Source organism: Gordonia hydrophobica NBRC 16057, from assembly GCF_001592365.1.
GTDB lineage: Bacteria > Actinomycetota > Actinomycetes > Mycobacteriales > Mycobacteriaceae > Gordonia > Gordonia hydrophobica.
Genome location: NZ_BCWU01000001.1, coordinates 601,727 through 625,305, shown reverse-complemented (window position 1 = coordinate 625,305; position 23,579 = coordinate 601,727). Strand labels below are relative to the sequence as shown.

Below are 23,579 nucleotides of genomic sequence, written 5' to 3'. Positions count from 1 at the left end.
ACGGCTCGTAAGCCGCCGGCGGCGCGCGGTACCACCCCGCTTGCGCGCCGATGAACGACGCGCCTCTCATCATCGCGGCTGTGTCGGGCCGCACCCGCCCGGTTCTACTGAGGCCGTCGCGGCCCGTTCTTCCGGGAGCTCACCGGTGATGGCCGGGTCAATGCTGTCGAGGACCGAGTGTACTGCACTCAGTTCGTCGGGTCGTCCTTCGGCTTCACGTCCGGATCGTCCCACACGAATTGCATGGCGGGCAGATCAGGATTCGCGGACCGGACGACGATGTCGTCGGTCGGATCGCCCGCCAGGCGACGTCGACCCACGTAGGGCTCCGATTGCGGCGCCGGTTCGGCCGATGGAGCCGCATCGGACCGCGACCCCGTACCGGACTGTGGAGCCGAATCGGACGGCGGCGTCGCATCGGGCTGGGACGCCTCGGAGGTCACGACCTCCGGAACGGACTCGACGGGCCGGTCCGCTGCGGCAGGCTTCGCCGACCAGTCCGGCGCAGTCGAACGTTCCGGTGCTGCGGCGGATGGCGGCTGGGCGGGAGGCTCGGCTGGGGGCTGGGCAAAGGGTTCCGGCTGGGCGGGAGGCTGCGCCGGGAACGATCCGGTGGATCGCAGGTAGTCCGTGACATCGCCGCCGGTGGAATCGCCGTCGGACTGCGGTGCGGCCGCAAATCCACCCGACAGTGTCGCGAAGCCGCCGGATCCGGACGCGGGTCCGGGGTCGGTGGCAGGGCCGTCGCCGAGTCGCTGCTCGGCACTCGGCGCGACCAGCGAGCCGAGCCCCGTTGAGGACTGGCCCTCACGCAACGCCCACGACGTCGCCGTCGAATCCCCGTACGGGGCGACACCGCCGCTGTCGTTCGATTCCGCGGCGGAGTCATCGCTGACCGGGGTGTCGCTGAGGGGGGCGTCGCCGACCGCACCGGCCGCTGCTGCGCCGGCGGGCGCAGTCGACGCGTCGTCCTCGAGCGGCTCCTCCCGGGCCGCGGACTCGCGCCCGCGGATGGTGAAGAGCGGCTCGTCGTCCTCGTCGGTGCTTCCGCGCCGGTTGGCGCGGAGCGTGTCGACGACGAGCAGGATGAGACCCACCACGCACACCACCACACAGGCGATGGCGAGCGGCAGGTTGCCCGTCATCAGCGCGACGACGAGCAGAACGAAACCGACGACGGTCGCAAGCAGAGCCAGACTCAGCATGAGACCCCCGTCGGTTCGGAGAGGATTCGCGTAATCACGGCGATATCAGACCCGGTCAGCCCTGCGGGTATCCGCCCTCGGGGGCGTATCCGGCCTGCTGCCCGCCCGCGGCTTGCTGTCCGTTCTCGACCGGAGCAGCACTGCCGCGCTGCTGCAGTTCCTCGAGCTGCGACTCGAGGTAGGTCTTGAGCCGGGTGCGGTATTCGCGCTCGAACGTTTTGAGCTGCTCGATGCGGCCCTCCAGCACGGTGCGCTGCTGGTTGATGGTCGTCATGATCTCGGTGTGCTTCTGCTCCGCGTCGCGCTGCAGGAAGTCGGCGCGCTCCTGCGCCTGACGGACCTGGGTCTCGGCGCGGGTCTGCGCCTCGGCCAACAGTGTCTCGCTGCGCTGGCGCGCATCGGCGAGGGTCGCGTCCGCGTTCGACTGCGCCTCGTTCACCATGGCGTCGGAACGCTGGCGAGCATCGGACATGAGGCCCTCGGCCTCGCTGCGAGCACTGCCGGTGACGCGATCGGCCGTGTCCTGCGCCAGCGCCAGCACGCGAGCGGCACGCATGCTCGCATCTTCGTCGGCAGCCGGAGCTGCGGCCGCGACCGGGGCGGGAGCAGGCGTGGACGGCGCTGCCGGAGCGGGCTCGGGAACAGCGGCGAAGGCCTGCGTGCGGTCGGGCGCACCAGTCCGGGCTTCGTCGAGTTCGGTCTCGAGTTCGCCGACGCGCTGTTTCAGGTCTGCGTTCTCGTCGATCAGACGCGCGAGTTCAGCCTCCACGAAGTCGAGGAACTGGTCCACCTCGTCTTCGTTGTAACCGCGCTTGCCGATCGGCGGTTTGCTGAACGCGACGTTATGCACATCAGCTGGTGTGAGCCGCATTTCGCCTCTCCCCTTGATCCATGTTTTGCGTGCCGGTTGGTACACGTCATCTTCGTGGCGCGATCAGCCGTCACAGTCCGTCGCACAGGCGAGTGCGAGACTCTTCGAACTTGATCGCAGTTCTATTAATACCAGTACCACTGCGTAACTAGCGTGTCATCTCGTCACTCCAGGACCAAGGCGTGTTGCGTCCCCGCGTCCTGTTCGCAACCAAATCTAGGCCGAATGGAACAGGTCGCCAGACTTGTGAAGAATCCACTGAAGAACTGCGTGAATCACCATTGGCAGGAATCACCTGCGACTATCGGCTGAATCACAAGAATGTGATTTATGTTGCGCCCACCGCGAGTTTGAACACGACCTGCATTGCGATGGACAACACAATCAACACGATCAACAGAGACAAATCCAGTCGCACCGGCCCCAGCGGCAACGGCGGAATGAGTTTGCGGAGCAGTTTCACCGGCGGGTCGGTCACGGTGAAGATGACTTCGATGAAGACCACGGCCGGGCCGGTGGGACGCCAGCGATGCGCGAACGACTGCACCATCTCCACCACGAAACGGCTCAGCAGCAGGATGAGATACAGGAACAACGCGAAGTACAGGATCCACAGGAATGTGCTCACCACACAAGGGTGCCTGATGCCTTCAGAAAATGCCGCGCCGCCCCGGAGTTGTCCGGGGCGGCGCGTCAGGTATGGGCGGCGGTCAGGCCTGGTTGAAGAATCCGCTCTCGGCGATCCGAGTGCGCTCCTCCGGCGTCACATCCACACCGGACGGAGAGAGCAGGAAGACCTTGGTCGCCACCTTGTCGAACGAGCCACGCATTGCGAACACCAGGCCGGCCGCGAAGTCGACCAGGCGCTTGGCCTCCTCGTTGCTCATATCGGCGAGATCCATGATCACCGGGCTGCCGTCGCGGAACCGCTCACCGATGGTGCGGGCCTCCGAGTAATCGCGCGGACGCAGCTTCGAGATCTTCTTCATGGCATTCTCCGACTGCGGGTCGACGTCGATCTGCGGGTCCAGGGCTACGGCGTTGGCGCCGCGCACGGTCACATTGGCGGAGCGGGTCAACGGCTCCAGGCGACGGACCGGCTCCGGTTCGGCGGCACGACGGCCGACGTAGGGTCGATCGGCCTCCATCCGCGGCACAAAGGCGCGGTCGTCCATCGGACGGGCCATCTCGGCCTCGCGGTAGGCCGCTTCACGGTAACGAGGCGCAGGCTCACGCAGCCGCGGCTCGGGCTCGCTGTACGGCTCGCGGTATTCAGCGTCCCGGTAATCGGCGTCCCGATAGTCACGGTCCCGGAACGGTTCGTCACCGTAGAACTCATCCCCGCGCGTTCCATTGCTGCGGTACTTCTCCATGTACGCGCGCTCGCGGGCTGACATCCCCTGCGGCGCGTCCGCCTCGGCAAAGTACTCGTCGTCGAAGTCGCTCGGAGGCACCATGCCGAAATATGCCTTGAACTTCTGCATCGTCGTCATTACATGCCTTCCTGACCGGGTGCAGTTTCTGCTGTGGTTGAGTGCTACGTCTGATCGCCAGTGGTTCTGTTGTGACCAGTGTGACTAAGGCGAGAGTATCGGCCGCGCTCCCAGAATTGCGGTTCCGACACGCACACACGTCGAACCGTGCGCAATCGCTTCTTCCACATCCCCCGACATGCCCGCCGAGAGCTCGGTCGCTCCCGGATACCGCTCGACGAAGTCCTGGCGGATCTCCGCGATTCGGCTCATCGCCTCCGCCGCCGCCATCTCCAGCGGCGCGATCAGCATCAAGCCCTCCAGGGCCAACGAATTCGACGCCGCGAGAACGCGATCGGCAGCTTCGGCCAGATCGTCCGAGACCAGACCGCCGCGCTCTGGATCACCGTCCAGACTCACCTGCAGCAGCACCCCCAGCGTCGATGCGCGCTCACCCGCGTCCAGCGCGCGCTGCGCGGCGCCGTCGAACGAGTCGATGAGGGCGAGCGAGTCCACCGAGTGCACGCGACGTGCCCAGCGGGCGATGCTGCCCGCCTTCTTGCGCTGCACGCTGCCGATCATGTCGGCCGCGAACGCGACGTCGCCATCGTCGACGGCGCCCTCGCCCGACGAGAGCGCGGCACGCACTGCGGCGATCTTCCTCCCGGCCTCCGGCTCACGAGACTCGCCGAACTCCCGCTCCCCCAACCCCACCAGCCGGACGAGGTCCTCGGCCGGGTGGAACTTGGTCACCACCAGCAGGGCGATGTCGGCGCGATCGCGGCCTGCCGCCTCCGCGGCAGTGCGGATCCGTCGTCGCGTGGCCTGCAGGTTCGCGGCCAGTTCAGCGGTCCGGGGATCGGGCTGGGCCGTCACCGACCCGCTCCGGCGGAGTCCATCCAGATCACCGAGGCGAGCCTACCGGTCGGCGCCCCACGCCGATGGCTGTACAGCGACGGATCGCCGATGGTGCACCGGGGATCGACCGCCACCGCGGACACGCCCGCGTCGAGCAACTGCCTGCGCAGGCCCGCGCGCAGATCGAGCCCCGCCGTCCCCTTAGCCGTTCGGCAGGCGCTGCCGGGCAGATGCTTCTCCACATCCGCCTGCATGTGGTCCGGCACCTCGTAGCGGTCGCCGCTGGCGGCCGGCCCGAGGAAGGCGCCGATCCGCTCGGTGCGGGCACCGAGCTCGACCATCACGCGCAGGGCTTCCGGAACGATCCCGATCCGCGCCCCGACCCGTCCGGCGTGCACCGCGGCGATCACGCCGGCCTCCTCGTCGCTCAGGAGCACCGGCACGCAGTCCGCGGTCAGCACGGCGAGGACCAGATCGTGCTGATTCGTGACCACGCCGTCGGTCGCGGGAATCGGCTCGGCCACCGGACCGTCGACGACGGTGACCGTGCGCGTGTGCAGTTGCTCCATCCACACCACTCGGTCGGGCGCCACCCCGAGATCCCGGGCCAGTCGCGCGCGATTGGCCGCGACCGCATCGGGGTCGTCGCCGACGTGATCGCCGAGGTTGAAGGAGTCGTACGGGGCTGCGGAAACGCCTCCGGCGCGCGTGGTGACCGCGCGCCGGACCGTGAAGTCAGACAAGTTTTCCTGCTCTGCTCTCGTCGTGCCTGATCACTTCATGAAGTCGGGCACGTCGACGTCGTCGTCGTCGAAGCGAAGGGCGTTGCGACGCGCCCCCTGGTCCCCGAACGGACTCGCGGGCGCCTCGCGCTTGGACGGGAACAGCGGGTCGTCCGCGACGGGCCGGGAGGTCTCGCCGGCCGAGGCGTTCGCGACACCGGCGTTGCTCGCGGCCGCGGGCGCCGCCTGCTGGTGCCGTTTGGCCGACGATCCGCTGTCGAAGCCCGCCGCAATGACGGTCACCCGGACCTCGTCGCCCAGATTGTCGTCGATCACGGTACCGAAGATGATGTTCGCGTCCTCGTGGGCCGCCTCCTGGACCTGCGAGGCGGCGTCGTTGATCTCGAACAGCCCCAGATCGCTGCCGCCCGCGATCGACAGGAGCACGCCTCGCGCCCCCTCCATCGACGCTTCGAGGAGCGGCGAGTTGATCGCCGCCTCGGCGGCCTTGCGGGCACGGTCCTCTCCGCGCGACGCGCCGATGCCCATGAGGGCGCTGCCGGCATCGCTCATGACGCCCTTGACGTCGGCGAAGTCGACGTTGATCAGACCCGGAGTGGTGATCAGATCCGTAATGCCCTGAACACCGTTGAGCAGGACCTCATCCGCGCTGCGGAAGGCGTCCATCAGGCTCACCTGCGCGTCGCCCAGGTGCAGCAGACGGTCGTTCGGGATCACGATCAACGTGTCGCACGACTCGCGGAGCGCCGCGATGCCGGACTCGGCCTGGTTGCCGCGACGCTTGCCCTCGAACGAGAACGGGCGCGTGACGACGCCGACGGTCAGGGCGCCCAGCTTGCGCGCGATGGACGCGACCACGGGTGCGCCGCCGGTGCCGGTGCCGCCGCCCTCGCCCGCGGTGACGAAGACCATGTCGGCACCCTTGAGCAGTTCCTCGATCTCATCCTTGGCGTCTTCGGCGGCCATCCGACCGACGTCCGGATTGGCTCCCGCCCCGAGACCACGGGTGGACTCGCGGCCGATGTCGAGCTTGACGTCGGCGTCGGAGATCAACAGGGCCTGCGCGTCGGTGTTGATGGCGATGAACTCAACACCCTTCAGCCCCTGCTCGATCATCCGGTTGACAGCGTTGACGCCGCCGCCGCCGATACCGACGACTTTGATGACGGCCAGGTAATTGTGGGGTGGCGTCATGATGCCTTCCTACTCCGGAACAGAAACCCTAAAGCTCAACCAAAGGGTTATAGTTATGTCAAGTACTGATGTTGAAACCGACGGTATTGATCGTGACGACGCAGTGCCAGCATGCACGCGGGCGTGTCGCGAAATCAGTGGGGCAATTCATTTCGGACGAGCGATTCGGTCAGCGAACCGAGGCGAACTCCGGACTCGATACGTTGTATTCGGTCCCGTCGACCGTCATCAGATGCTGGAGGGCCTCCGCCTTGTCCGCCGTTCGGCCGGCGTCGCCCCAGACCACCGTCCGGTTCTTGGTCAGGGCCAGCGTGATCCCCGACGGCGAATCGGCGGTCACCGACCGCACCTGGCTCCGCAGCCAGTCCGGCAGTCCCTGCACCACCGTCAGCGCCGCCTTGGTGGTCGGATTCGACGCCCCGGGCTCATCCATCGTCAGCCCGGGCAGGCCGCGCAGACTCTTCGGCATCGCCTTCGCGTCGTCGTAGGTCAGATACACCATGCCGAGACGATCCATCACGCCGATCTTGTCGCCGCGCGGAACGGTGACCAGCGGCGTCCGCTCGGTGACGTCGATGGTGACTGTGGACGGATAGCCGACCTCCACGTTCACCGATTCGACAGTCGGCAGCACTGACACCCGCTGGGCGATTCCCGCGGTGTCGACGCGCAGCAGCGGTCGCCCCATCGGGACCTCCGCCAGCCGCAGCACCTCGGCCGAGTCCAGCGTTCGGGTTCCGGTGACCTCGACCGACCGCACCGACATCAGCGGCGTGAAGAACGCGACCGCGGTGAGACCGGCAGCAACGACTGCCAGCGCCACGGCGACGAGGATCGTCTTCCGCCGCCGACGCGTTGGTTCAGCGGGCGACGGCGCGGCGCGGCGCGTCATCGATCTCCGGCTGCATCCAGGGCCGCGAGGATCGCCGGAGCCTGCATGGTGATGTCGCCTGCGCCGAGCGTCAGGACGAGGTCGCCGCGACGTGCCCGGCGCGCCACCTCCACCCCGATCTGCGAGGCGTCGGCGACGAAAGCGACTGGGGCGGTCACCGCGTCGGAGATCAATCGCCCGGTCACCCCCGGCTGCGGCTCTTCGCGGGCGCCGTAGACGTCGGCGACGATCACCTCGTCCGCCGCGCTCAGCGCTTCGGCGAACTCGGTCGCGAACTCCGCGGTGCGAGAGTAGAGGTGCGGCTGGAAGACCGCGATCACCCGGCCGGAGCCGGCGGCGACGACACCTCGTGCGGCGGCCAGAACCGCGCGCACCTCGGTCGGGTGGTGCGCGTAGTCGTCGTACACGTCCACCTCACCCGCGCGTCCCCGGAGTTCGAATCGGCGATGGACGCCGCCGAAACTCTCGATGCCCGCAGCGACGAGGTCGACGTCCTGACCGGTGCGGGTGCAGGCGATCAACGCCCCGAGCGCATTGAGCGCCATGTGCCTGCCCGGCAGGGTCACCGCCAGCGTGCGCGTGCGCTCCTCGGTGACGAGCGGGGCGGCCAGGCGGATCGTCGCCGAGCTCCCTGCGCCGCGCGGCGTGTCGGCGAGCAGTTCGGCGACGACCGGGATCCCGGGGACGTCGATCCGGGCGTCGCTGCCGTAGCCCAGCACCGTGACGCCGCGCTCGGTCAGTCCTGTCAGATGGGTGCGTCCGAGCTCAGCGGCGCCTGGATCGTCGAGGCACACCACCAGCGTGCCGCCGGGGCGGATGATGTCGACGAAATCGTCGAACACCTGGACATAAGCCTCGGCGCTTCCGAAGAAGTCCAGGTGATCCGCCTCGATATTGGTGACGACGACGATGTCCGGGGTGTACAGCAGCAGCGAGCCGTCGCTCTCGTCGGCCTCGGCGACGAAGTCTGCGCCGCTGCCGTGGTGCGCGTTGGTTCCCGACTCGTTGAGCTCGCCTCCGATCGCGAACGACGGATCGGCGCCGCAGTGCTGCAGTGCGACCACCGACATGGACGTGGTGGACGTCTTGCCGTGGGTTCCCGAGATCAGGAGCGTCCGCCGTCCCTCCATCAGCAGCGCGAGCACTTCCGGGCGGTAGACGATCGGGACGCCGCGGCGGCGGGCCTCGACGAGTTCGGGGTTGTCGTCCGGGACCGCGGCGCGGGTGGTGACGACGACCGTCGGGCCGCCGTCGAGCAGATCGAGTGCATCCGGGGCGTGACCGATGCGGACGTGCGCACCGCGGGTCCGCAGCGCCAGCACCGCACGCGAGTCTCGCGCATCCGAACCGGACACCTGTCCCCCGCGCGCCAGCAGGATGCGGGCCAGCCCCGACATCCCGGCGCCGCCGATGCCCACCATGTGGACGCGTTCGAGCTGTGCCGGAAGCGTGGCGTCGGCCATCGGCGCGTTCATCGGCGTCCGCCGCGGCGGGCCGCGGCCTCCAGGGCTGCGGTGGCGACCTCCACGGCCGCATCGCGGTGTCCCAGTCCCGACGCCGCCGCGCTCATCGCCGACAGCCGGGCGGTGTCGCCCAGGAGCTCGGGGATCGTATCGGCGACCCACTCGGTGGTGACGGTGTCGTCGTCGACGATGATCGCCGCCCCCGCCTGTTCTGCCGGGAGTGCGTTCAACCGCTGCTCACCGTTGCCGTGCGGCAGCGGGACGTACACCGCGGGCAGCCCGATCGCCGAGATCTCGGCGACGGTCATCGCACCCGATCGGCACATGACGAGGTCGGCGGCCGCATACGCCAGGTCCATGCGGTTGAGATAGCTGACGCCGACGTACGGCGGCGCGCCCGGTCCGGAGACCGGGTCGATGCTGTTCTTGGGGCCGTAGGCGTGCAGTACGCCGATGCCTGCCTCGCCGAGCGCCGTCGCCGCGGGTGCGACCGCCTCGTTGAGCCGCTGCGCGCCCTGCGATCCCCCGAAGACCAGCAGCGTCGGGGCCTCGGGATCGAGTCCGAAGAAGGTGCGGGCGTCGGCCCGGGCCACCGCGCGATCGAGGTGGGTGATGGCGCCGCGGACTGGGATCCCGACGACCTTCGCGTCCGCCAGACCCGAGTCCGGAACGGCCGCCAGCACCCGGTCGGCGAGCTTGGCGCCCACCTTGTTGGCGATGCCCGCCCGAGCGTTGGCCTCGTGCAGGATCACCGGGATGCGCTTGCCTGCACGCAGATGACTGCGGGCCGCCAGATATGCGGGCAGGGCGACGTAGCCGCCGAAACCGATCAGGACGTCGGCGTCGACGTCGGCGAACACGGCGCGCGCGGCCTTGACCGCCCGCGCCACCCGCCACGGCGTCTTCGCGAGTTCCATCCCGGGCTTGCGCGGCAGCGGCGCAGGCGGGATCAGCCGGAGTTCGTAGCCGCGTGCGGGGACCAGCGTGGTCTCCAGTCCGCGACTGGTGCCGAACGCCGTCACCCGGGCCGTGGGATCCAGATCGAGGATCGCATCCGCGACCGCCATCGCGGGCTCGATGTGTCCCGCGGTGCCGCCTCCCGCGACGACCACTGAAAGGCCGGATCCGTTCTCCGCTGTCCGACTGCGCGTGCTCACCGGCGACCGCTCTCCCATTCGCCTCGGCCACTCCGGCGCGAACGCTCGCGCGGGGCCGACGGCCTAGACTCCTGCCACGACCGGCTCGGTCGGGCACCCCTTGAACGATAGTGGATCTCGCCAGAACTCGATTCGCCTGTCCGACGACCGCCGCGGCGCGGCGCTCCCGCGGGTGCGGGTCCACGACCGTCCCAGTTCCGCGGCGGCGCCGGTCGCCGTCGCGGTGCCGCCGCGGGCGCCGGGCGACGACGCTGCTCCCTGGCCACCGATGCCCGATACGCCTGCGGCTTGGGCAGCCGCAGCAGCCGCGCCAGGCCCTTGGGAGCGGGCCCGGACAGTGCGACGATGGCCTCGGGTTCGTGTCGGGCGGCGTTGGCGAGCATGCCGAGCATGGCGAGCATCATCAGCACCGACGAGCCGCCTGCCGACAGGATCGGCAGCTGAATGCCCGTGACCGGCAGCAGGCCGACCACGTAGCCGATGTTGATGAACGCCTGGGCCAGCAGCAGGACCGTGATCGTGCCGGACATCAAGCGCAGGAACGGGTCCACCGACCGTCGTGCGATCCGCAAGCCCGCGTAGCCGAGCAGCAGGTAGATGCCGAGTACCGAGATTCCGCCGACCAGTCCGAACTCCTCGCCGATGACGGCGAAGATGAAGTCGTTGTGCGCGTTCGGCAGATAGTTCCACTTCGCGGTGCCCATGCCCAGCCCCTTGCCGAAGAGCCCGCCGTCGGCCAGCGCATACTTCGCCTGATTGGCCTGGTAGCCCGCGCCGAGCACGTCTTGGTTGCCGTTGAGGAAGCTGAACACGCGCGCCGCGCGATACGACCACATGAGCGCCAGCACCGCGCCGATCACCGCGAAGGTGATCATGAACGCCGCGAAGTAGCGCAGGCGCAGCCCGCCGAACCAGAGCAGTGTCGCGACGATCAATCCGAGGATCATCGTCGTCGACTGATTGCGTTCGATGATGACCAGGAACGCGACGATTCCGGACACCGGAACCAGCGGCACCAGCAGGCCCCACGTCGAAGTGGTCTTGGGATCGCGCGTCGACAGCACGGCGGCGCCCCAGAGGCACAGGGCCAGCTTCGCCATCTCCGACGGCTGGAACGTGAGACCTGCGATCGACACCCAGCGCTGCGCGCCACCGCCCGCGACTCCGATGCCGGGAATCATCACGGCGACGAGCAGGACGAGCGCGATCAGCAGGATCGGCAGCGACAGCTTCTGGAGGGTGCGGACCGAGATCCGCGCCGCGAAGTAGAACAGCACCAGACCCAGCGCCACGAACATCACCTGCGTGGTGAACATGCCGTATGCCGAGCCGTCTCGCGCGTAGCCCTCGACGGCCGACGCCGACAGGACCATCATCAGGCCGAAGCCGACCAGCAGCACCGTGATGGACACGACGAGGTGGAACGACGTCAGCGGTCGTGCCGCCAGGTTGCGGACCCCGGTGACAAGGAAGCCGACACCGGCGCGCACGTCGGCGCCGCGGACCAACCGCAGGCGACGGAGCGGTTCGGGCTCGGCCGACGCACGCGGTGTGGTCCGGACGGCGCGCGCGGCCTGCGAGCGACGCCGCCTCCGCCGTGCGGTTCGGTCGCCGTCGGCGTCATCAGCGTCACCGTCAGCAGCGCCGTCTGCGATCGCGTCTCCGCTCGGATCGTCGATCACCGACTCCGCTGGGGGTGCCGTGTCACGCGAGTCGGTCTCGAGGCGTGAATCAGTCGTCTCCTCGGCGGCCTGGTCGGCGCCGACGTTCTCGGTGCCGTCGGAGTTCATCGCGACGAGGCGTTGTCGGCCAGCGCGATCGCGGCGTCGGCGAACGCGTCGCCGCGGTGCGTGTACGAGGTGAACATGTCCAAGGACGCGGCAGCGGGCGCCAACAGCACGGCGTCCACTCCGCCCGCGTCCGCCTTCGCCAGTCGCCAGGCGGCGCGGACCGCCCGGTCCATCACCATCGGTCCCGTCGCTCCGCCTGCCGATCCGGCCGGGGCGACGAGCTCTGCCGCTTCGCCAGTCCGCTGAGTCATCACAGAGCCATCGTCCCTTGTGAATACTGTGACTGTTGGGACTTCTGGGGCGTGTCGCGCAATCGCGTCGAGAATGATCTGTCGATCCGCCCCGATCGCGACGACTCCGGCCAAGCGCGACGCCGTCGCACGCACCAGATCGTCGACCGGGGCCCCCTTGAGCAGTCCGCCCGCGATCAACACGGCGCGCTCGTGCGCGATCACCGCGGCCTGTGCCGCGTGCGGGTTCGTCGCCTTGGAGTCGTCGACGAAGGCGATCCCGTCGATCGTCGCGACCACCTGACCGCGGTGCGCTGCGGGCTCGAAAGCACGCAGGCCGCGGGCGACGGCGTCGGCGTCGATGCCGACGGCACGGGCGAGCGCGGCGGCGGCGAGTGCATCGGCGAGCCCCGACGGTCCGGCGGGACGCACCTCGTGCGCGGCGATCAGCGGCAGGTCCTCGGCGAAGGCACGATCGACCAGCATGCCGTCGACCAGCCCCAGTCGTCCCGCCACCGGTTCCGCGAGCGTGAATTCGACCCGCCGGGCCCCCTCCGGGGTCGGCAGTCCCGCAGCGCCGGCGTCGTCGCCGCCGACCACGGCCACATCGCCGCGCAGCGCCTGCGCCTTCGCCTGTGCGTAGGCGGTCAGGGAACCGTGCCAGTCCAAATGGTCGTCGGCCACGTTGAGCACCACTCCCGCGCGCGGACGCACCGACGGCGCCCAGTGCAGCTGGAACGACGACATCTCCACGCACAGCACCTCGGCGCGCGGCTCGGCGCGCAGCGCGTCGGCCACCGTGAGGCCGATGTTGCCGCAGGCCAGGCCGGAGAGCCCGGCGGCGTCGACGATCGCCTCGATCATCCCCGTGGTTGTCGTCTTCCCGTTGGTGCCGGTGACGACGAGCCAGGTGCGGGGGGCGCCGAAGAGGCCTGCCCGGTCCGCTCGCCACGCCAACTCGACGTCGCCCCAGACCGGGATCCCCGCGGCGGCCGCCGCGACGAGCAGCGGCGTGTCCGGCCGGAACCCGGGCGAGACGACGATCAGGTCGACGTCGGCGGGCGCGTGCGCGACCCCGGCGGCGTCGACGAAGTCGTCCGCGGTCACCAGGTCGATGCCTCGACTCCGGAAGTCGGCGCCCGCTGCCGGATCGACGAACGTCTGATCCATCACGACGGGCACCGCACCCAGCTCCAGGAGAAGCTCCACCACCGCGACACCGGTGGCGCGGCCGCCTGCGACGAGGACTCGGCGCCCCGAGAGATCCAGCGTCATATCAGGCGGCGTGCGAGATGAACTCGCCATAGAACAGGGACAGGCCGAGGGCGCAGGAGATCGCGGTCAACAACCAGAATCTGATGATGACCGTGGTCTCGGCCCACCCGCCCAACTCGAAGTGGTGGTGGAACGGCGCCATCCGGAAGATCCGCTTGCCCGTGGTGCGGAAGAACAGGATCTGCAGGACCACCGAGATCATCTCGGCGACGAACAGCGCGCCGATGACGACCATCAGCAGTTCGGTGCGGGTGGTCAACGACAGTCCGGCGACCAGGCCGCCGAGGGCCAGGGAGCCGGTGTCACCCATGAAGATCTTGGCCGGCGCCGCATTCCACCAGAGGAAGCCCAGGCAGGCGCCGCCCGCAGCGACCGCGATGATCGCGAGGTCGAGCGGATCGCGCACGTCGTAGCAGGCACTCGCGTTCTCGGCGTTCGCCGGAAGCGGCGCACACGGGTTGCGGTACTGCCAGAAGGTGATGAGCACGTACGCGCCCATCACCAGGGCGGCCGACCCCGCGGCCAGCCCGTCGAGGCCGTCGGTGAAGTTGACGGCGTTGGACCACGCCGCGACCACCAGCCAGCAGAACAGCACGAAGCCGACGGCGCCGAGCGAGATGACGTTGATGTCACGCGTGTACGAGAGGTACTCGCTGGCCGGAGTCTGCCCTTCGGCGTTCGGGAACTGGAGCAGCAGGATGCCGAAGATGATCGCCGCGACCATCTGTCCCACCGACTTGGCCGTCTTGTTCAGGCCGAGGTTCCGCGACTTGTAGATCTTGATGAAGTCGTCGAGAAAACCGACGGCGGCCAAGGCCGTCGCCAGACCGAGGACCAGCATGCCCGACGCCGACGGGCCGCTTCCCTCGTCGATGTAACCGAACAGGTGTGCACCCAGGTATCCCAACCACAGCGCCGCCACGATCGCCACGCCGCCCATCGACGGCGTGCCGCGCTTGGACTGGTGGCTCTGCGGGCCGTCGATCCGGATCTCCTGACCGAATCCCTGGCGCGAGAACACCTTGATCAGCACTGGCGTCAGCAGAATCGACACTGCCAGCGAGATCGCGCCCGCGATCAGTATCTGGGTCACTGCATGTCCTTACTCGTCGGTATTCTTCGAACTACGAATCTAGCGTGCACCGCAGGTCGGCCCGCTCATCGGGTGAGCACCTCGACCTCGAATCCGGCCTCGTCACGCCAGTACCGCACGAGTGCGTCGCCGAGGTCACCACCGGCGACGAGTGCGATGTCGCCCGGACTCGGTGCGTCGGCCGGGTCGTCGCGCAGACGAGCGATCGCGTCGTCGATCGAGCGAACCGACTCGGCTTCGTCGCCCCACGACCCCTCCATCACGGCGCCCTGGTGCAGCGCCCGCACCGTCCGGACGTCGTCGCCGACCGAGATCACCTTGTCGATCGCCAATCGCACGATCTGCCTGCCGAGCCCGTCGTGTTCCAGGCAGCGGGCGTTCTCGTCACGGTCGTCGACGGCGGGGAACTCGCCGACGATCACCCACGTACGGTGCGCGGCGTCCGTGCCCGGCAGTCGATGAGCACTGCCGACACCGGTGTCCGCGGCGAGGGTCACCAGTTCACGGACCAACCGCCGCGCCTCGTCGATCCCGGCCGCGGGATCGGTCACCAACACCCGCAGCGGGATGTCGTCGCGCGCACTGACGCGCGCATCGAGCAGTTCGCCGAGAACCACCCGGTCGTCGAACGGATGCTTCACGCCGGCGATCTCCTGGCCGGTCTCGTGGCCCTTGCCTGCAACGAGCACGATATCGCCCGGCTGCGCCCAGTCGACGGCTGCGGCGATCGCCTCGCGGCGGCCGCCGATCTCCCGGACCTCGGCGGACGTCTGCGCGCCGCGGGCACCGGCGACCACCGCGGCGCGGATGGCTGCGGGGTCCTCGCTGCGGGGGTTGTCGTCGGTGATCACCACCAGGTCGGCGCCGCGGGCCGCCGCCGCGCCCATGAGCGGACGCTTCTCGGTGTCGCGGTCGCCGCCTGCGCCGAGCACGACGCCCACTCGACCCGGCGCCGCCGCACCGGAGGTCTGTGCGCGCAACGTGGCGAGCACCGCCTCCACGGCTGCGGGCTTGTGCGCGTAGTCGACGACGGCGAGGAAGTCCTGTCCGCGTTCCACCTTCTCCAGTCGTCCGGGAACCGCGACCGCGGTCAACCCCGCGATCGCCACCTCCGTGTCGACGCCGGCCGCGGTCACCATCGCGACGGCCAGCAGCGCGTTCGCCACGTTGTAGGCGCCCGGCAGCGGGACCGTCATCTCCAGTTCGCTGCCCTGTGGCGTCGCGATGAGCACGGTCTGCGATCCCGGATCCGACCGGACGGTCCGGGTGACGGACCAGTCTCCGGACCCGAGGGTGGAGACAGTGGCTGCCGACTCCCCCGCGTCCGCGACCACCTGGGCCATCCGCGTGCCCCACTCATCGTCGACGCAGATCACCGCCTGCTGCGCCTGGGTCGGCGAATCGGCCTGGAACAGTTTCGCTTTGGCCTCGAAGTACGCGTCCATGGTGCGGTGGTAGTCGAGGTGATCCTGCGAGAGATTGGTGAAGCCGCCGACAGCGAAGTGGCTTCCGTCGACGCGCCCCAGCGCCAGCGCGTGGCTGGACACCTCCATGACGACGGTGTCGACGCCGCGTTCACGCATCACCGCGAACAATCGCTGCAGGTCGGGCGCTTCCGGCGTGGTGAGCGTCGTCGGCACCACGGTCCCGTCGACCCGCACCTCGACGGTCCCGACCAGGCCCACCACCCGGCCGGCCTGGCGCAGGGCCGCCTCCGCGAGATACGACGTCGTCGTCTTGCCGGAGGTACCGGTGACGCCGATCAGCGTCATCTGCGCCGAGGGATCGCCGTAGACGCGCGAGGACACCGCACCGAGCACCGCGCGCGGCGTCGGATGCACGAGCACCGGCACTGCGGCCAGTCGGTCGTCGGCGCGGATCACCTCGAGTCCGGCAGGATCGGTGAAGATCGCCGTCGCTCCCGCGTCCACTGCCTGGCCCGCGTACTTGGCGCCGTGCGTCGCACCTCCGGCCAAGGCGGCGAACAGATCGCCGTCCCCGGCGTCCTGCGACCGCAGGGTGACACCGCAGAGGTCGACGTCGTCGCCGTCGAGCGTCGCCTCGACGGCATGCGCCAGCGTGCTCAACGGCACCGGCCGCACCTCGGTCGGTCGGATCACCGCGCGCCGAGTCACGTCGCTGCCGCGCTCGTCGTTACCCCGCTGTTGGTTACCCCGCTGTTGGTTATCGTTGTCGCCGGATCGCGGCTCCACCACTACCTCAGACCTCCGCCTCAACCTGTCTCGTCCGTCGTGCTCGTCTCCGAGCATCCTGACGGTTCACAACGCATCGAATCTACCGTGGATTCGGCGTCGTTCACCCCATCAGACGCAGCTGCGGAGTGGGACGTGACGAGAACGGCACCTTGTCGTGGCGCAACAACCACGAGCCGACGGTGCTGAACAGTGGCGCGGCCGACTGTCCGCCGGTGCCGTCCGAACTGCGGACCGGGTTGTCCATCATGATGCCGACGACGAACCGCGGGTCGTCGGCGGGCGCGATCCCGGCGAAGGTGATGTTGTAACTGCTTCGCGAGTAGCAGTTGCACTTGGGATCCACCTGCTGGGCAGTGCCGGTCTTGCCCGCCGTCTGGTAGCCGGCGATGGCGCCCTTGGCGCCGGTGCCGCTCTGGACTCCGCTGGGATCGTCCTGCATCACGGCGCGAAACATGTCGAGGGCCGTCTTCGCGGTCTTCGGGCTCACCACGCGGACCGATTTCGGCGGCTCGACGCCGGCGGCGGCCTCGTCCTCCGAGGCGATGATCCGCGGCTGAATGCGGACGCCGCCGTTGGCGATGGCCTGATACATCGACGTCATCTGCAGCAGCGTGGTCGACAAGCCCTGCCCGATCGGCAGGTTGGCGAACGAGCCGCCCGACCACTGGCTCAGGGCGGGCACGGCGCCCGGGCTCTCGCCGGGCAGCCCGATTCCGGTCCGCTCACCGAGGCCGAACTTGGCGACCATGTCGGCGAACCGCTCCTCCCCGACCTTCTGGGCCAGCATCAGCGTCCCGACGTTCGACGACTTGCCGAAGATGCCCGTCGTCGTGAACGGCTCGGTGCCGTGGACCCACGCGTCGTTGACGGTGATCCCCGACATCCGGATGGACCCGGGGACCTGGTGGATCTCGGTGGGTGTGGTCAGGCCGTACTCCAGCGCCGCCGCCGCGGTGATGATCTTGTTGACCGATCCCGGCTCGAACGGCGAGGTGACCGGCCGGTTGCCGAGGAAGGCGTCCTCCTGCTCCGACAGGGGGCGCGATGGATCGAAGGTTCCGTCGTTCGCCATCGCCAGCACCTGGCCGGTCTTGGCGTCGAGCACCACCGCGGACACGTTGTGGGCGCCTGACCGCTTCTTGGCGAGATTCACCTGGCTCTGCACAAACCACTGCAGGTCCGAATCGATCGTGAGATGCACGGTCTGGCCGTCGACCGCCGGATGCACATTGCGCTTGCTGCCGGGGATGACGCCGCCGCCGCGCCCCTGGTCGTAGGTCTCGGTGCCGTTGGTGCCCGCGAGGACCGAGTCGAGCGACGACTCGAGCCCGATGGAGCCGTTGCCGTCGAAGTTGACGTCACCGACGATGTTCGCCGCGAGCGATCCGCCCGGGTAGAGGCGATTGCTCTGTCGTTCGGCGCCGACCTCGGGGTACTGGTCCTGGATCTGCTTGGTGGTCTCGATGGAGACCAGCCGTGCCAGGTACACGAAGTCTTTATCGGACTTGAACTGCGTGAGGAGGTCCTCGGACGAGATGCTGCCGCCCAGCGCCGACGAGACCCCGTCGGCGATCTGCCCCAGTCTGGTGTCCACGTCCGGCACCGCCGGATCCTTCGCGTGCGCCTCGGCGATCTGCTTCCGCACCGCCTTGGGCTGGAACGTCAGGGCACGCGCGTCGTCGGAGTGAGCCAGCAGGCGGCCGGCGCGGTCGACGATGCTGCCGCGGATGGCGGGCAGGATGTTGGTGATCGAGCGCTGCTGTGCGGCCTGCGCCGAGATCGAGTCGGCCGCGATCACGTGGACGTAGACCATCCGCCCACTGATGGCGAGGCAGACGATCGCGATCAACACCCAGAGGACACGCTGGCGGCCGATGAACTTCGCCGACCAGGAGTCCGAGGCGCGCGGCGATCGCGGTGGGCCGGACGGCGGTGTGCCGCCTGCGGTGCGTGTGGCGCCGGAGCCGCGACCGTCCGACCTCGGCTCAGCTGAGCGCGGGGATCGGGTTCGGGTCATGATCACCGATTCTCTCCTGCATCAGCGCGTCGGCACGGTATTGGACTGCGGCGTGGCGGAACGCGGCACCACATTCGTCGCCTGACCCGCCTGCCTGCGGACATCGGGTGTCGTGTTCGTCGAAGGCGCGGGGTTGGTGGACGGTGTCGGGTTCGTCGTCGGCCGGGGGTTCGGCGCCGGGGTGCTCGTCGACGGCTGGGCGGTCGACGGCTGAGACGTCCCCGGCGCACTGGTCGACGGCTGGGTCGTCGACGGCGCCGTGGTCGACGGCTGCCGGTCCGACGACGAGCCGCCGAGGCCCTCGGAGTCGTCCACCTTGCTCTTGTCGATCTTGTCGACGGGATCGGGCTCGGGGTTCAGGTCCGGAAGAGCCTCCCCCGCGGCCGGGCTCGGTGTCCCGCGCAGCCGTGCCTTGCCGTCGGCGCCGACGATGATCTCGGCCGAGTCCGTCGCAGGCACCATGCCCTGCTGTGCCGCGGCCTTGGCCAATGCCGGTGCCGAGTCACCCGCGTCGACCTGCTGCTTCAGTGAGTCCGCGCCCGCCTGCAGTTCCTGATTCTGTTCTCGCAGCGCGTCGATCGCGTAGGAGTCCTGCGCGGACTTTGTGGTCAGCACCAGCGTCAATGCCAACGTCCCGAGCACCAGCGCGAGAATGGGCACCACCAACGGGACACCTGCGATCTTGCGGCCGGTGATCGGGAGGCGGCCGCCCGCACCGTGCCGCCGGGTACGACGATCGAGTGCTCGCTGCGCGGCTTTGGATCGAGACGGACGCTCCGCCGCGACGGACTGACCGCCGCGCCCTCGTCGCACCGAACTCTCGCGCTTCCCGGCGGTGCGAGTGTCCACGAGTGTCACTGTCGTCCCTTTCCGTCTGCAGCGATCCGTTCGATGGCCCGGATGCGGACCGGCGCCGAACGGGGATTGGCTTCCCGTTCAGCAGCATTGGCTTGTTCGGCACCCCGAGTGATCAGGGTGAACGCCGGAGCGGTGCCCGGCAGGTCCACGGGCAGGCCCGCGGGCGTGGTGTTCGCGACGGCGGCGGCGAAATCGCGCTTGACGATGCGGTCCTCCAGCGACTGATAACTCATCACTGCGAGGCGCCCGCCCACCGCCAGGACGTCGAGCGACGCCGGGATCACTCCGCGCAGCGAGTCGAGTTCGTGGTTGACCTCGATCCGCAGTGCCTGGAACGTGCGCTTGGCCGGGTGCCCACCGGACCGACGGGTGGCGGCCGGAATCGTCGCGTACAGCAGTTCCACGAGACGACCGCTGGTGGTGAAGGGTTCTTTCGAACGCTCGCGGAGGACCGCCGAGGCGATCTTGCCCGCGAACCGTTCCTCGCCGTACTCGCTGAGCACGCGCGCCAGCGCGCCGTGGTCGTAGGTGTTGAGGACGTCTGCGGCGGTGAGCTCGTCGTCGGGGTTCATCCGCATGTCCAGCGGCGCGTCGATCGAGTACGCGAAGCCCCGATCGGCTCGGTCGAGCTGCATCGAGGAGACTCCGAGGTCCAGGAGGACCCCGTCGACGCTCGGTCGTCCGGTCGTGGCGACCACGTCGGCGATCTCGTCGTACCGGTGGTGATGGAATTCGACCCGATCGCCGAACCGTGCCAGTCGCGACGACGCGATCTCGATCGCCGAGGTGTCGCGGTCGATGCCGACGACATGCAGACCCGCGAGTCGATCGAGGAAGTATTCGGTGTGGCCGCCTGCGCCGAGGGTCCCGTCGACGAGGACTGCGCCCGAGCCGTCTGCGGCGAGACGGGTGAGTGCGGGCTCGAGCAGCGCGAACATGCGATCGGCCATCACGGGAACGTGCCCGTGTTCGCCTTGCTGCGGTGCGTTCACCCGCGCTCCCTCCCGTGGTTCGTGCTGGCAGAAACTCTGCCGCCCCCTGCGGCATTCGGAGATGTCGGCGTCGATTCTCGATTCGAGAATCGCTGCGGTGAAGCGGGGTCCCCGCCCGAGCGCACCTGGCGTTGGGGAAGTACGTCAGGGTCGATCGGGCCGAGGCCTCGACTCACCGCAGCGAGTCGTCATCTCCGATGTTCAATTCGTGGACGCGCGCCGTCAGAGGATCGCGTCGAGGGCCGTCGAGCCTGCGTTCGAGAACGCCTCCTCGTGGGCCGCCTGGTACTCACGCCACTTCTGCGCGTCCCAGATCTCGAGATGGTCGTACATGCCGATGACGACGCACTCCTTGGTGAGGAATGCGTAGTCGCGGTGTTCAGCCGACAAGTTCACCCGCCCCTGGGCGTCGAGCCGCTGTTCGTCGGCACCCGCGAAGTAGTACCGAACAAAGGCTCGCGCCTCCGGATCGTTGCTCGACGCCTGGACCGCCTTCTCGGCGATGACATCGAACTCGTCGACCCGATACACCGACAGGCTGCGGTCCTGACTCCGTGTGACCATGACCCCTCCCGCCAGTGAATCTCGAAACTTCGCGGGCAACGTGAGCCGCCCCTTGTCGTCGAGCTTCGGGGTGTACGTGCCGACGAAACGAGCCACGCCGACACCTCCCTTGCCCTCCCGGGTGGAGTGGTTTCCGGATCCTCTCTCCCAGTGCGACCCACACTACCCCACTTCCCACCACTTTCTCCCCATCGCGCCCCACAGTTCCACCACCACTCCCCATACTCCCAGGTCACAGGATTGTGACTCGCAGGATTCTCAGGAAACTGTTGGCATGTCCGGCGCGTCGAATCGCGAGGCCCAAGTGACAAGACATCACTGAAGTGGCAGGTGGGAGCTCTTCCAAGTCCTCGGTGGGGAGAAGTGGGGATCGCGGTGGGGAGAAGTGGGGATCGCGGTGGGGGACGGTGGGGATGCAGGGTGGGGAGAGCGGAGGATCCGAGGTGGGGAGAGGTGGGGATCCGGGCCGGCGCCGGGCGATCCGCGTACGCGGGAAGGACGCACAAAAGAGCGGGACCGCACCTTCGGTGTCGAAGGTGCGGTCCCGCTCCGTGTCGATCGCGGCCGCGGACTGTGCCGCGGCGCGTCAGAGGTTAGAGGTCCCTGTCGTCGCGCTCGAATCGTCGATTGAATCGGTCTTCCATGCGTCGGCTGAGTGAATCGCCGCTTGCACCGGAGGCCTTGCCGTTCTTCTTCTTAGTAGACGCCGAACCCGAGGCGGGTCCGGACGCCGCGCTGCGTCCGCCCATCAGTCCGTAGACCGCGGCGCCGAACATCACGAGGAATCCGACGAAACTCAAGACCTTGAGTCCGCCGATCTCCACGTCGACCATCAGCCCGCCGACCAACAGGGCGAGTCCAGCCAGGAAGCCGAGCGCCACCACGAGCCGACGACGCGCGTTCGGCAAGCCGACCTTGTGACGGGTCACGCTCGACACGAACTTCGGGTCTTCGGCGTAGAGAGCGCTCTCTATCTCATCGAGCATGCGCTGCTCGTGCTCGGAAAGCGGCACCGCTCCTCCCTTACTGACTCGTGGGCGAGTTGTCGGAGTCTCACCCCTATGACTCCATGATACGAGTCCGCGCCCGCAACGACCACTATTGTCGACTGTTGGATGTCGATCATGCCACCGTCGACCTCGACACGCCGCGTTTGGGAGCCAATTTGCCCTGTTCATAGGCCAGCAGAGTGGCGTCGGCTACATCGAGGAATTCGACCGCGCGCCGCTCGACACGCGCACAGAAGGTCGGATCGACGGCCTTCACCAAACCGGCCTCCACCTGCGAGCGCATGGTCGACAGCCCGCCGAAGTAGTCGGCGAGTTCGGCACACTCGGGCGCCCGGGCCTTGATTCGACTCCAGGCGTCGGTCGCCCCGCGGCGCCGTCGTACCTTGCCCGTCGGCTCATAGATCTCCAGAATCGCGCCTGCAGCGCGAATCGCCGTCAAGTAGAACAGCCGGAAACGCTCGGCGCCGTCGTCATCGACCGATGCCGCTTGATCGAACAGCACCTCGGCGCGTTCCAGAAGGTCGCGACTGCGGTGAACGATGTGCGGGTCGGCCGTCGCCGGCCGCGCGGCACCTGTGGACGACGGAACCACCGCGAGACGCGCTGACGACGGTCGGCGCCCGGCACTCCCTGCAGTACTCGACATGTCCCTGTTCCTCCGTATCCGCCCCGGCCTGTCCCGAGCTGATGACGACACCATCGCAGAAGGGTCTGACATTCTCGGTCCGCGATCGTCGCCGGCGATCGTCACACTGGGAAGAACACCAATGGCCCGGCGGTGTCTTCCCCACCGCCGGGCCATCAGGTCTCTCGAACCGATGCGAACATCAGTTCGATTGCTGAAAGCGTATCCGGTGTGCCGCCTCGACGGCAAGTGCCGCTACTGTCGTGAGGTCGATGTCGGCTCCCACCGGGTGTCGAAGACCCGGAAGGAGCGGTGATGTCTCGCCTCGACGCTGCGCCGATCCGGATCGCTCCCCTGCCCGCGGAACTGGCCCATCTGTGGCTCGATCCCGCCGTGCACACGTACATCACGGCCATGAACTATCCGCGAGGCAGCGAGTCGCATCGACTTCCGCTGTGGCGCGATCACATCGCCCGCCCCGGATGGACCGCCTACGGCGCGTTCGCCACCCTGTCCCGCCTCGATTCCCTGCGCCCCACCTATTCGCGACTGCGAGTCCAGACGCCGCTGGCACTCTCCGACACCGAGGCACTGGTCGGCGTGGCGTACGGATACCGCGGGGCCGGCGACCAGTGGTGGCATCGTCAGCTGTATTCCGGACTGCTGCGCGCAGGCGTTCGTCCTGATGACGCGCGCGGATTTCTGCGCGACTACTTCGAGCTCACGGAGTTGCACGTGCATCCGGCAGCGCAGGGCCGCAGGATCGGCGAGCATCTCCTCGCCTCGCTGTTGAGCCGCCGCACCGAAGCCAAAGTGCTGCTGTCGACGCCGGAAGTCGCTGACGAGGGCAACCGCGCATGGGGCCTCTACCGTCGACTCGGGTTCTCGGACGTGCTGCGCCACTTCACCTTCGTCGGCGATGCCCGACCGTTCGCGTTCCTCGGCCGACCGCTGCCGCTCGACGCGCCTGCCGCAGATCTCGAGATCGGCTGCTGAACCGGGTCCTGCCGGACCGTCGCCGCACGAGCAGTGACGACGCACCGATGCGTCCTTC

21 protein-coding genes are annotated in these 23,579 nt (G+C 68.6%); 1 reads left to right on the top strand and 20 read right to left on the bottom strand.

Annotation, left to right across the window (positions count from 1 at the left end; all coding sequences use genetic code 11):
* Positions 1-188: 188 nt before the first annotated feature.
* From GH2_RS21845 to GH2_RS02825, 20 genes are all read right to left on the bottom strand, one after another.
* Positions 189-1,205: a hypothetical protein gene (locus GH2_RS21845; RefSeq protein ID WP_066162858.1), complete on the bottom strand. Its 1,017-nt coding sequence runs from the start codon at positions 1,203-1,205 to the stop codon at positions 189-191.
* Between the two features lie 55 nt (positions 1,206-1,260).
* Positions 1,261-2,076 carry a DivIVA-like cell division protein Wag31 gene (gene wag31, locus GH2_RS02915; protein WP_066162855.1) on the bottom strand — a complete coding sequence of 272 codons (816 nt, stop codon included), beginning with the start codon at positions 2,074-2,076 and terminating at the stop codon, positions 1,261-1,263.
* A 328-nt stretch (positions 2,077-2,404) separates the two neighbouring features.
* Positions 2,405-2,704: a YggT family protein gene (locus tag GH2_RS02910; RefSeq protein WP_066162852.1), complete on the bottom strand. Its 300-nt coding sequence runs from the start codon at positions 2,702-2,704 to the stop codon at positions 2,405-2,407.
* An 82-nt stretch (positions 2,705-2,786) separates the two neighbouring features.
* Positions 2,787-3,569, bottom strand: a complete 783-nt coding sequence (locus GH2_RS02905; RefSeq protein WP_066162850.1) for a cell division protein SepF — start codon at positions 3,567-3,569, stop codon at positions 2,787-2,789.
* Between the two features lie 84 nt (positions 3,570-3,653).
* Positions 3,654-4,424 carry a YggS family pyridoxal phosphate-dependent enzyme gene (locus GH2_RS02900; protein WP_066162848.1) on the bottom strand — a complete coding sequence of 257 codons (771 nt, stop codon included), beginning with the start codon at positions 4,422-4,424 and terminating at the stop codon, positions 3,654-3,656.
* Positions 4,421-5,149 (bottom strand): peptidoglycan editing factor PgeF, encoded by a 729-nt coding sequence (pgeF, locus tag GH2_RS02895; RefSeq protein WP_066162843.1) that lies wholly within the window; start codon positions 5,147-5,149, stop codon positions 4,421-4,423. Before pgeF ends, GH2_RS02900 begins: the two co-directional genes overlap by 4 nt.
* A 30-nt stretch (positions 5,150-5,179) precedes the next feature.
* Positions 5,180-6,343, bottom strand: coding sequence for a cell division protein FtsZ (ftsZ, locus tag GH2_RS02890; RefSeq protein WP_066162842.1), 1,164 nt, complete (start codon positions 6,341-6,343; stop codon positions 5,180-5,182).
* Positions 6,344-6,512: 169 nt separating this feature from the next.
* On the bottom strand, positions 6,513-7,235 hold the full coding sequence (locus tag GH2_RS02885) for a cell division protein FtsQ/DivIB (protein WP_066162839.1): 723 nt from the start codon (positions 7,233-7,235) through the stop codon (positions 6,513-6,515).
* Complete coding sequence (gene murC, locus GH2_RS02880; RefSeq protein ID WP_066162836.1) at positions 7,232-8,710, bottom strand: UDP-N-acetylmuramate--L-alanine ligase; 1,479 nt, start codon at positions 8,708-8,710, stop codon at positions 7,232-7,234. The genes GH2_RS02885 and murC overlap by 4 nt, the downstream gene beginning before the upstream one ends.
* Positions 8,707-9,873: an undecaprenyldiphospho-muramoylpentapeptide beta-N-acetylglucosaminyltransferase gene (murG, locus tag GH2_RS02875; protein ID WP_066162833.1), complete on the bottom strand. Its 1,167-nt coding sequence runs from the start codon at positions 9,871-9,873 to the stop codon at positions 8,707-8,709. Before murG ends, murC begins: the two co-directional genes overlap by 4 nt.
* Positions 9,852-11,645 (bottom strand): putative lipid II flippase FtsW, encoded by a 1,794-nt coding sequence (ftsW, locus tag GH2_RS02870; RefSeq protein ID WP_066162830.1) that lies wholly within the window; start codon positions 11,643-11,645, stop codon positions 9,852-9,854. The genes murG and ftsW overlap by 22 nt, the downstream gene beginning before the upstream one ends.
* Positions 11,642-13,150 carry a UDP-N-acetylmuramoyl-L-alanine--D-glutamate ligase gene (gene murD / locus GH2_RS02865; RefSeq protein ID WP_084247254.1) on the bottom strand — a complete coding sequence of 503 codons (1,509 nt, stop codon included), beginning with the start codon at positions 13,148-13,150 and terminating at the stop codon, positions 11,642-11,644. Before murD ends, ftsW begins: the two co-directional genes overlap by 4 nt.
* A gap of 1 nt (position 13,151) precedes the next feature.
* Complete coding sequence (gene mraY, locus GH2_RS02860; protein ID WP_066162824.1) at positions 13,152-14,243, bottom strand: phospho-N-acetylmuramoyl-pentapeptide-transferase; 1,092 nt, start codon at positions 14,241-14,243, stop codon at positions 13,152-13,154.
* A gap of 65 nt (positions 14,244-14,308) precedes the next feature.
* Entirely contained in the window at positions 14,309-16,345 is a 2,037-nt protein-coding gene (locus GH2_RS02855; protein ID WP_372434496.1) for a UDP-N-acetylmuramoyl-L-alanyl-D-glutamate--2,6-diaminopimelate ligase, read from the bottom strand.
* A 214-nt stretch (positions 16,346-16,559) separates the two neighbouring features.
* Positions 16,560-18,476, bottom strand: a complete 1,917-nt coding sequence (locus GH2_RS02850; RefSeq protein WP_066163301.1) for a peptidoglycan D,D-transpeptidase FtsI family protein — start codon at positions 18,474-18,476, stop codon at positions 16,560-16,562.
* A gap of 21 nt (positions 18,477-18,497) precedes the next feature.
* The gene (gene ftsL / locus GH2_RS02845; protein WP_239588667.1) at positions 18,498-19,325 is read right to left on the bottom strand and encodes a cell division protein FtsL; all 828 of its coding nucleotides are present in this window, start codon (positions 19,323-19,325) and stop codon (positions 18,498-18,500) included.
* A gap of 5 nt (positions 19,326-19,330) precedes the next feature.
* Positions 19,331-20,326 carry a 16S rRNA (cytosine(1402)-N(4))-methyltransferase RsmH gene (gene rsmH / locus GH2_RS02840; protein WP_066162818.1) on the bottom strand — a complete coding sequence of 332 codons (996 nt, stop codon included), beginning with the start codon at positions 20,324-20,326 and terminating at the stop codon, positions 19,331-19,333.
* Positions 20,327-20,548: 222 nt separating this feature from the next.
* Positions 20,549-20,986, bottom strand: coding sequence for a division/cell wall cluster transcriptional repressor MraZ (mraZ, locus tag GH2_RS02835; protein ID WP_066162816.1), 438 nt, complete (start codon positions 20,984-20,986; stop codon positions 20,549-20,551).
* Between the two features lie 497 nt (positions 20,987-21,483).
* Positions 21,484-21,903, bottom strand: a complete 420-nt coding sequence (locus GH2_RS02830) for an SCO2097 family morphological protein (RefSeq protein WP_066162814.1) — start codon at positions 21,901-21,903, stop codon at positions 21,484-21,486.
* Positions 21,904-22,012: 109 nt separating this feature from the next.
* Positions 22,013-22,546, bottom strand: a complete 534-nt coding sequence (locus GH2_RS02825; RefSeq protein WP_066162811.1) for an SAV_6107 family HEPN domain-containing protein — start codon at positions 22,544-22,546, stop codon at positions 22,013-22,015.
* Between the two features lie 294 nt (positions 22,547-22,840).
* Here GH2_RS02825 and GH2_RS02820 point away from each other — a divergent pair, with 294 nt between their 5' ends.
* The gene (locus GH2_RS02820) at positions 22,841-23,521 is read left to right on the top strand and encodes a GNAT family N-acetyltransferase (RefSeq protein ID WP_066162808.1); all 681 of its coding nucleotides are present in this window, start codon (positions 22,841-22,843) and stop codon (positions 23,519-23,521) included.
* Positions 23,522-23,579 lie beyond the last annotated feature (58 nt).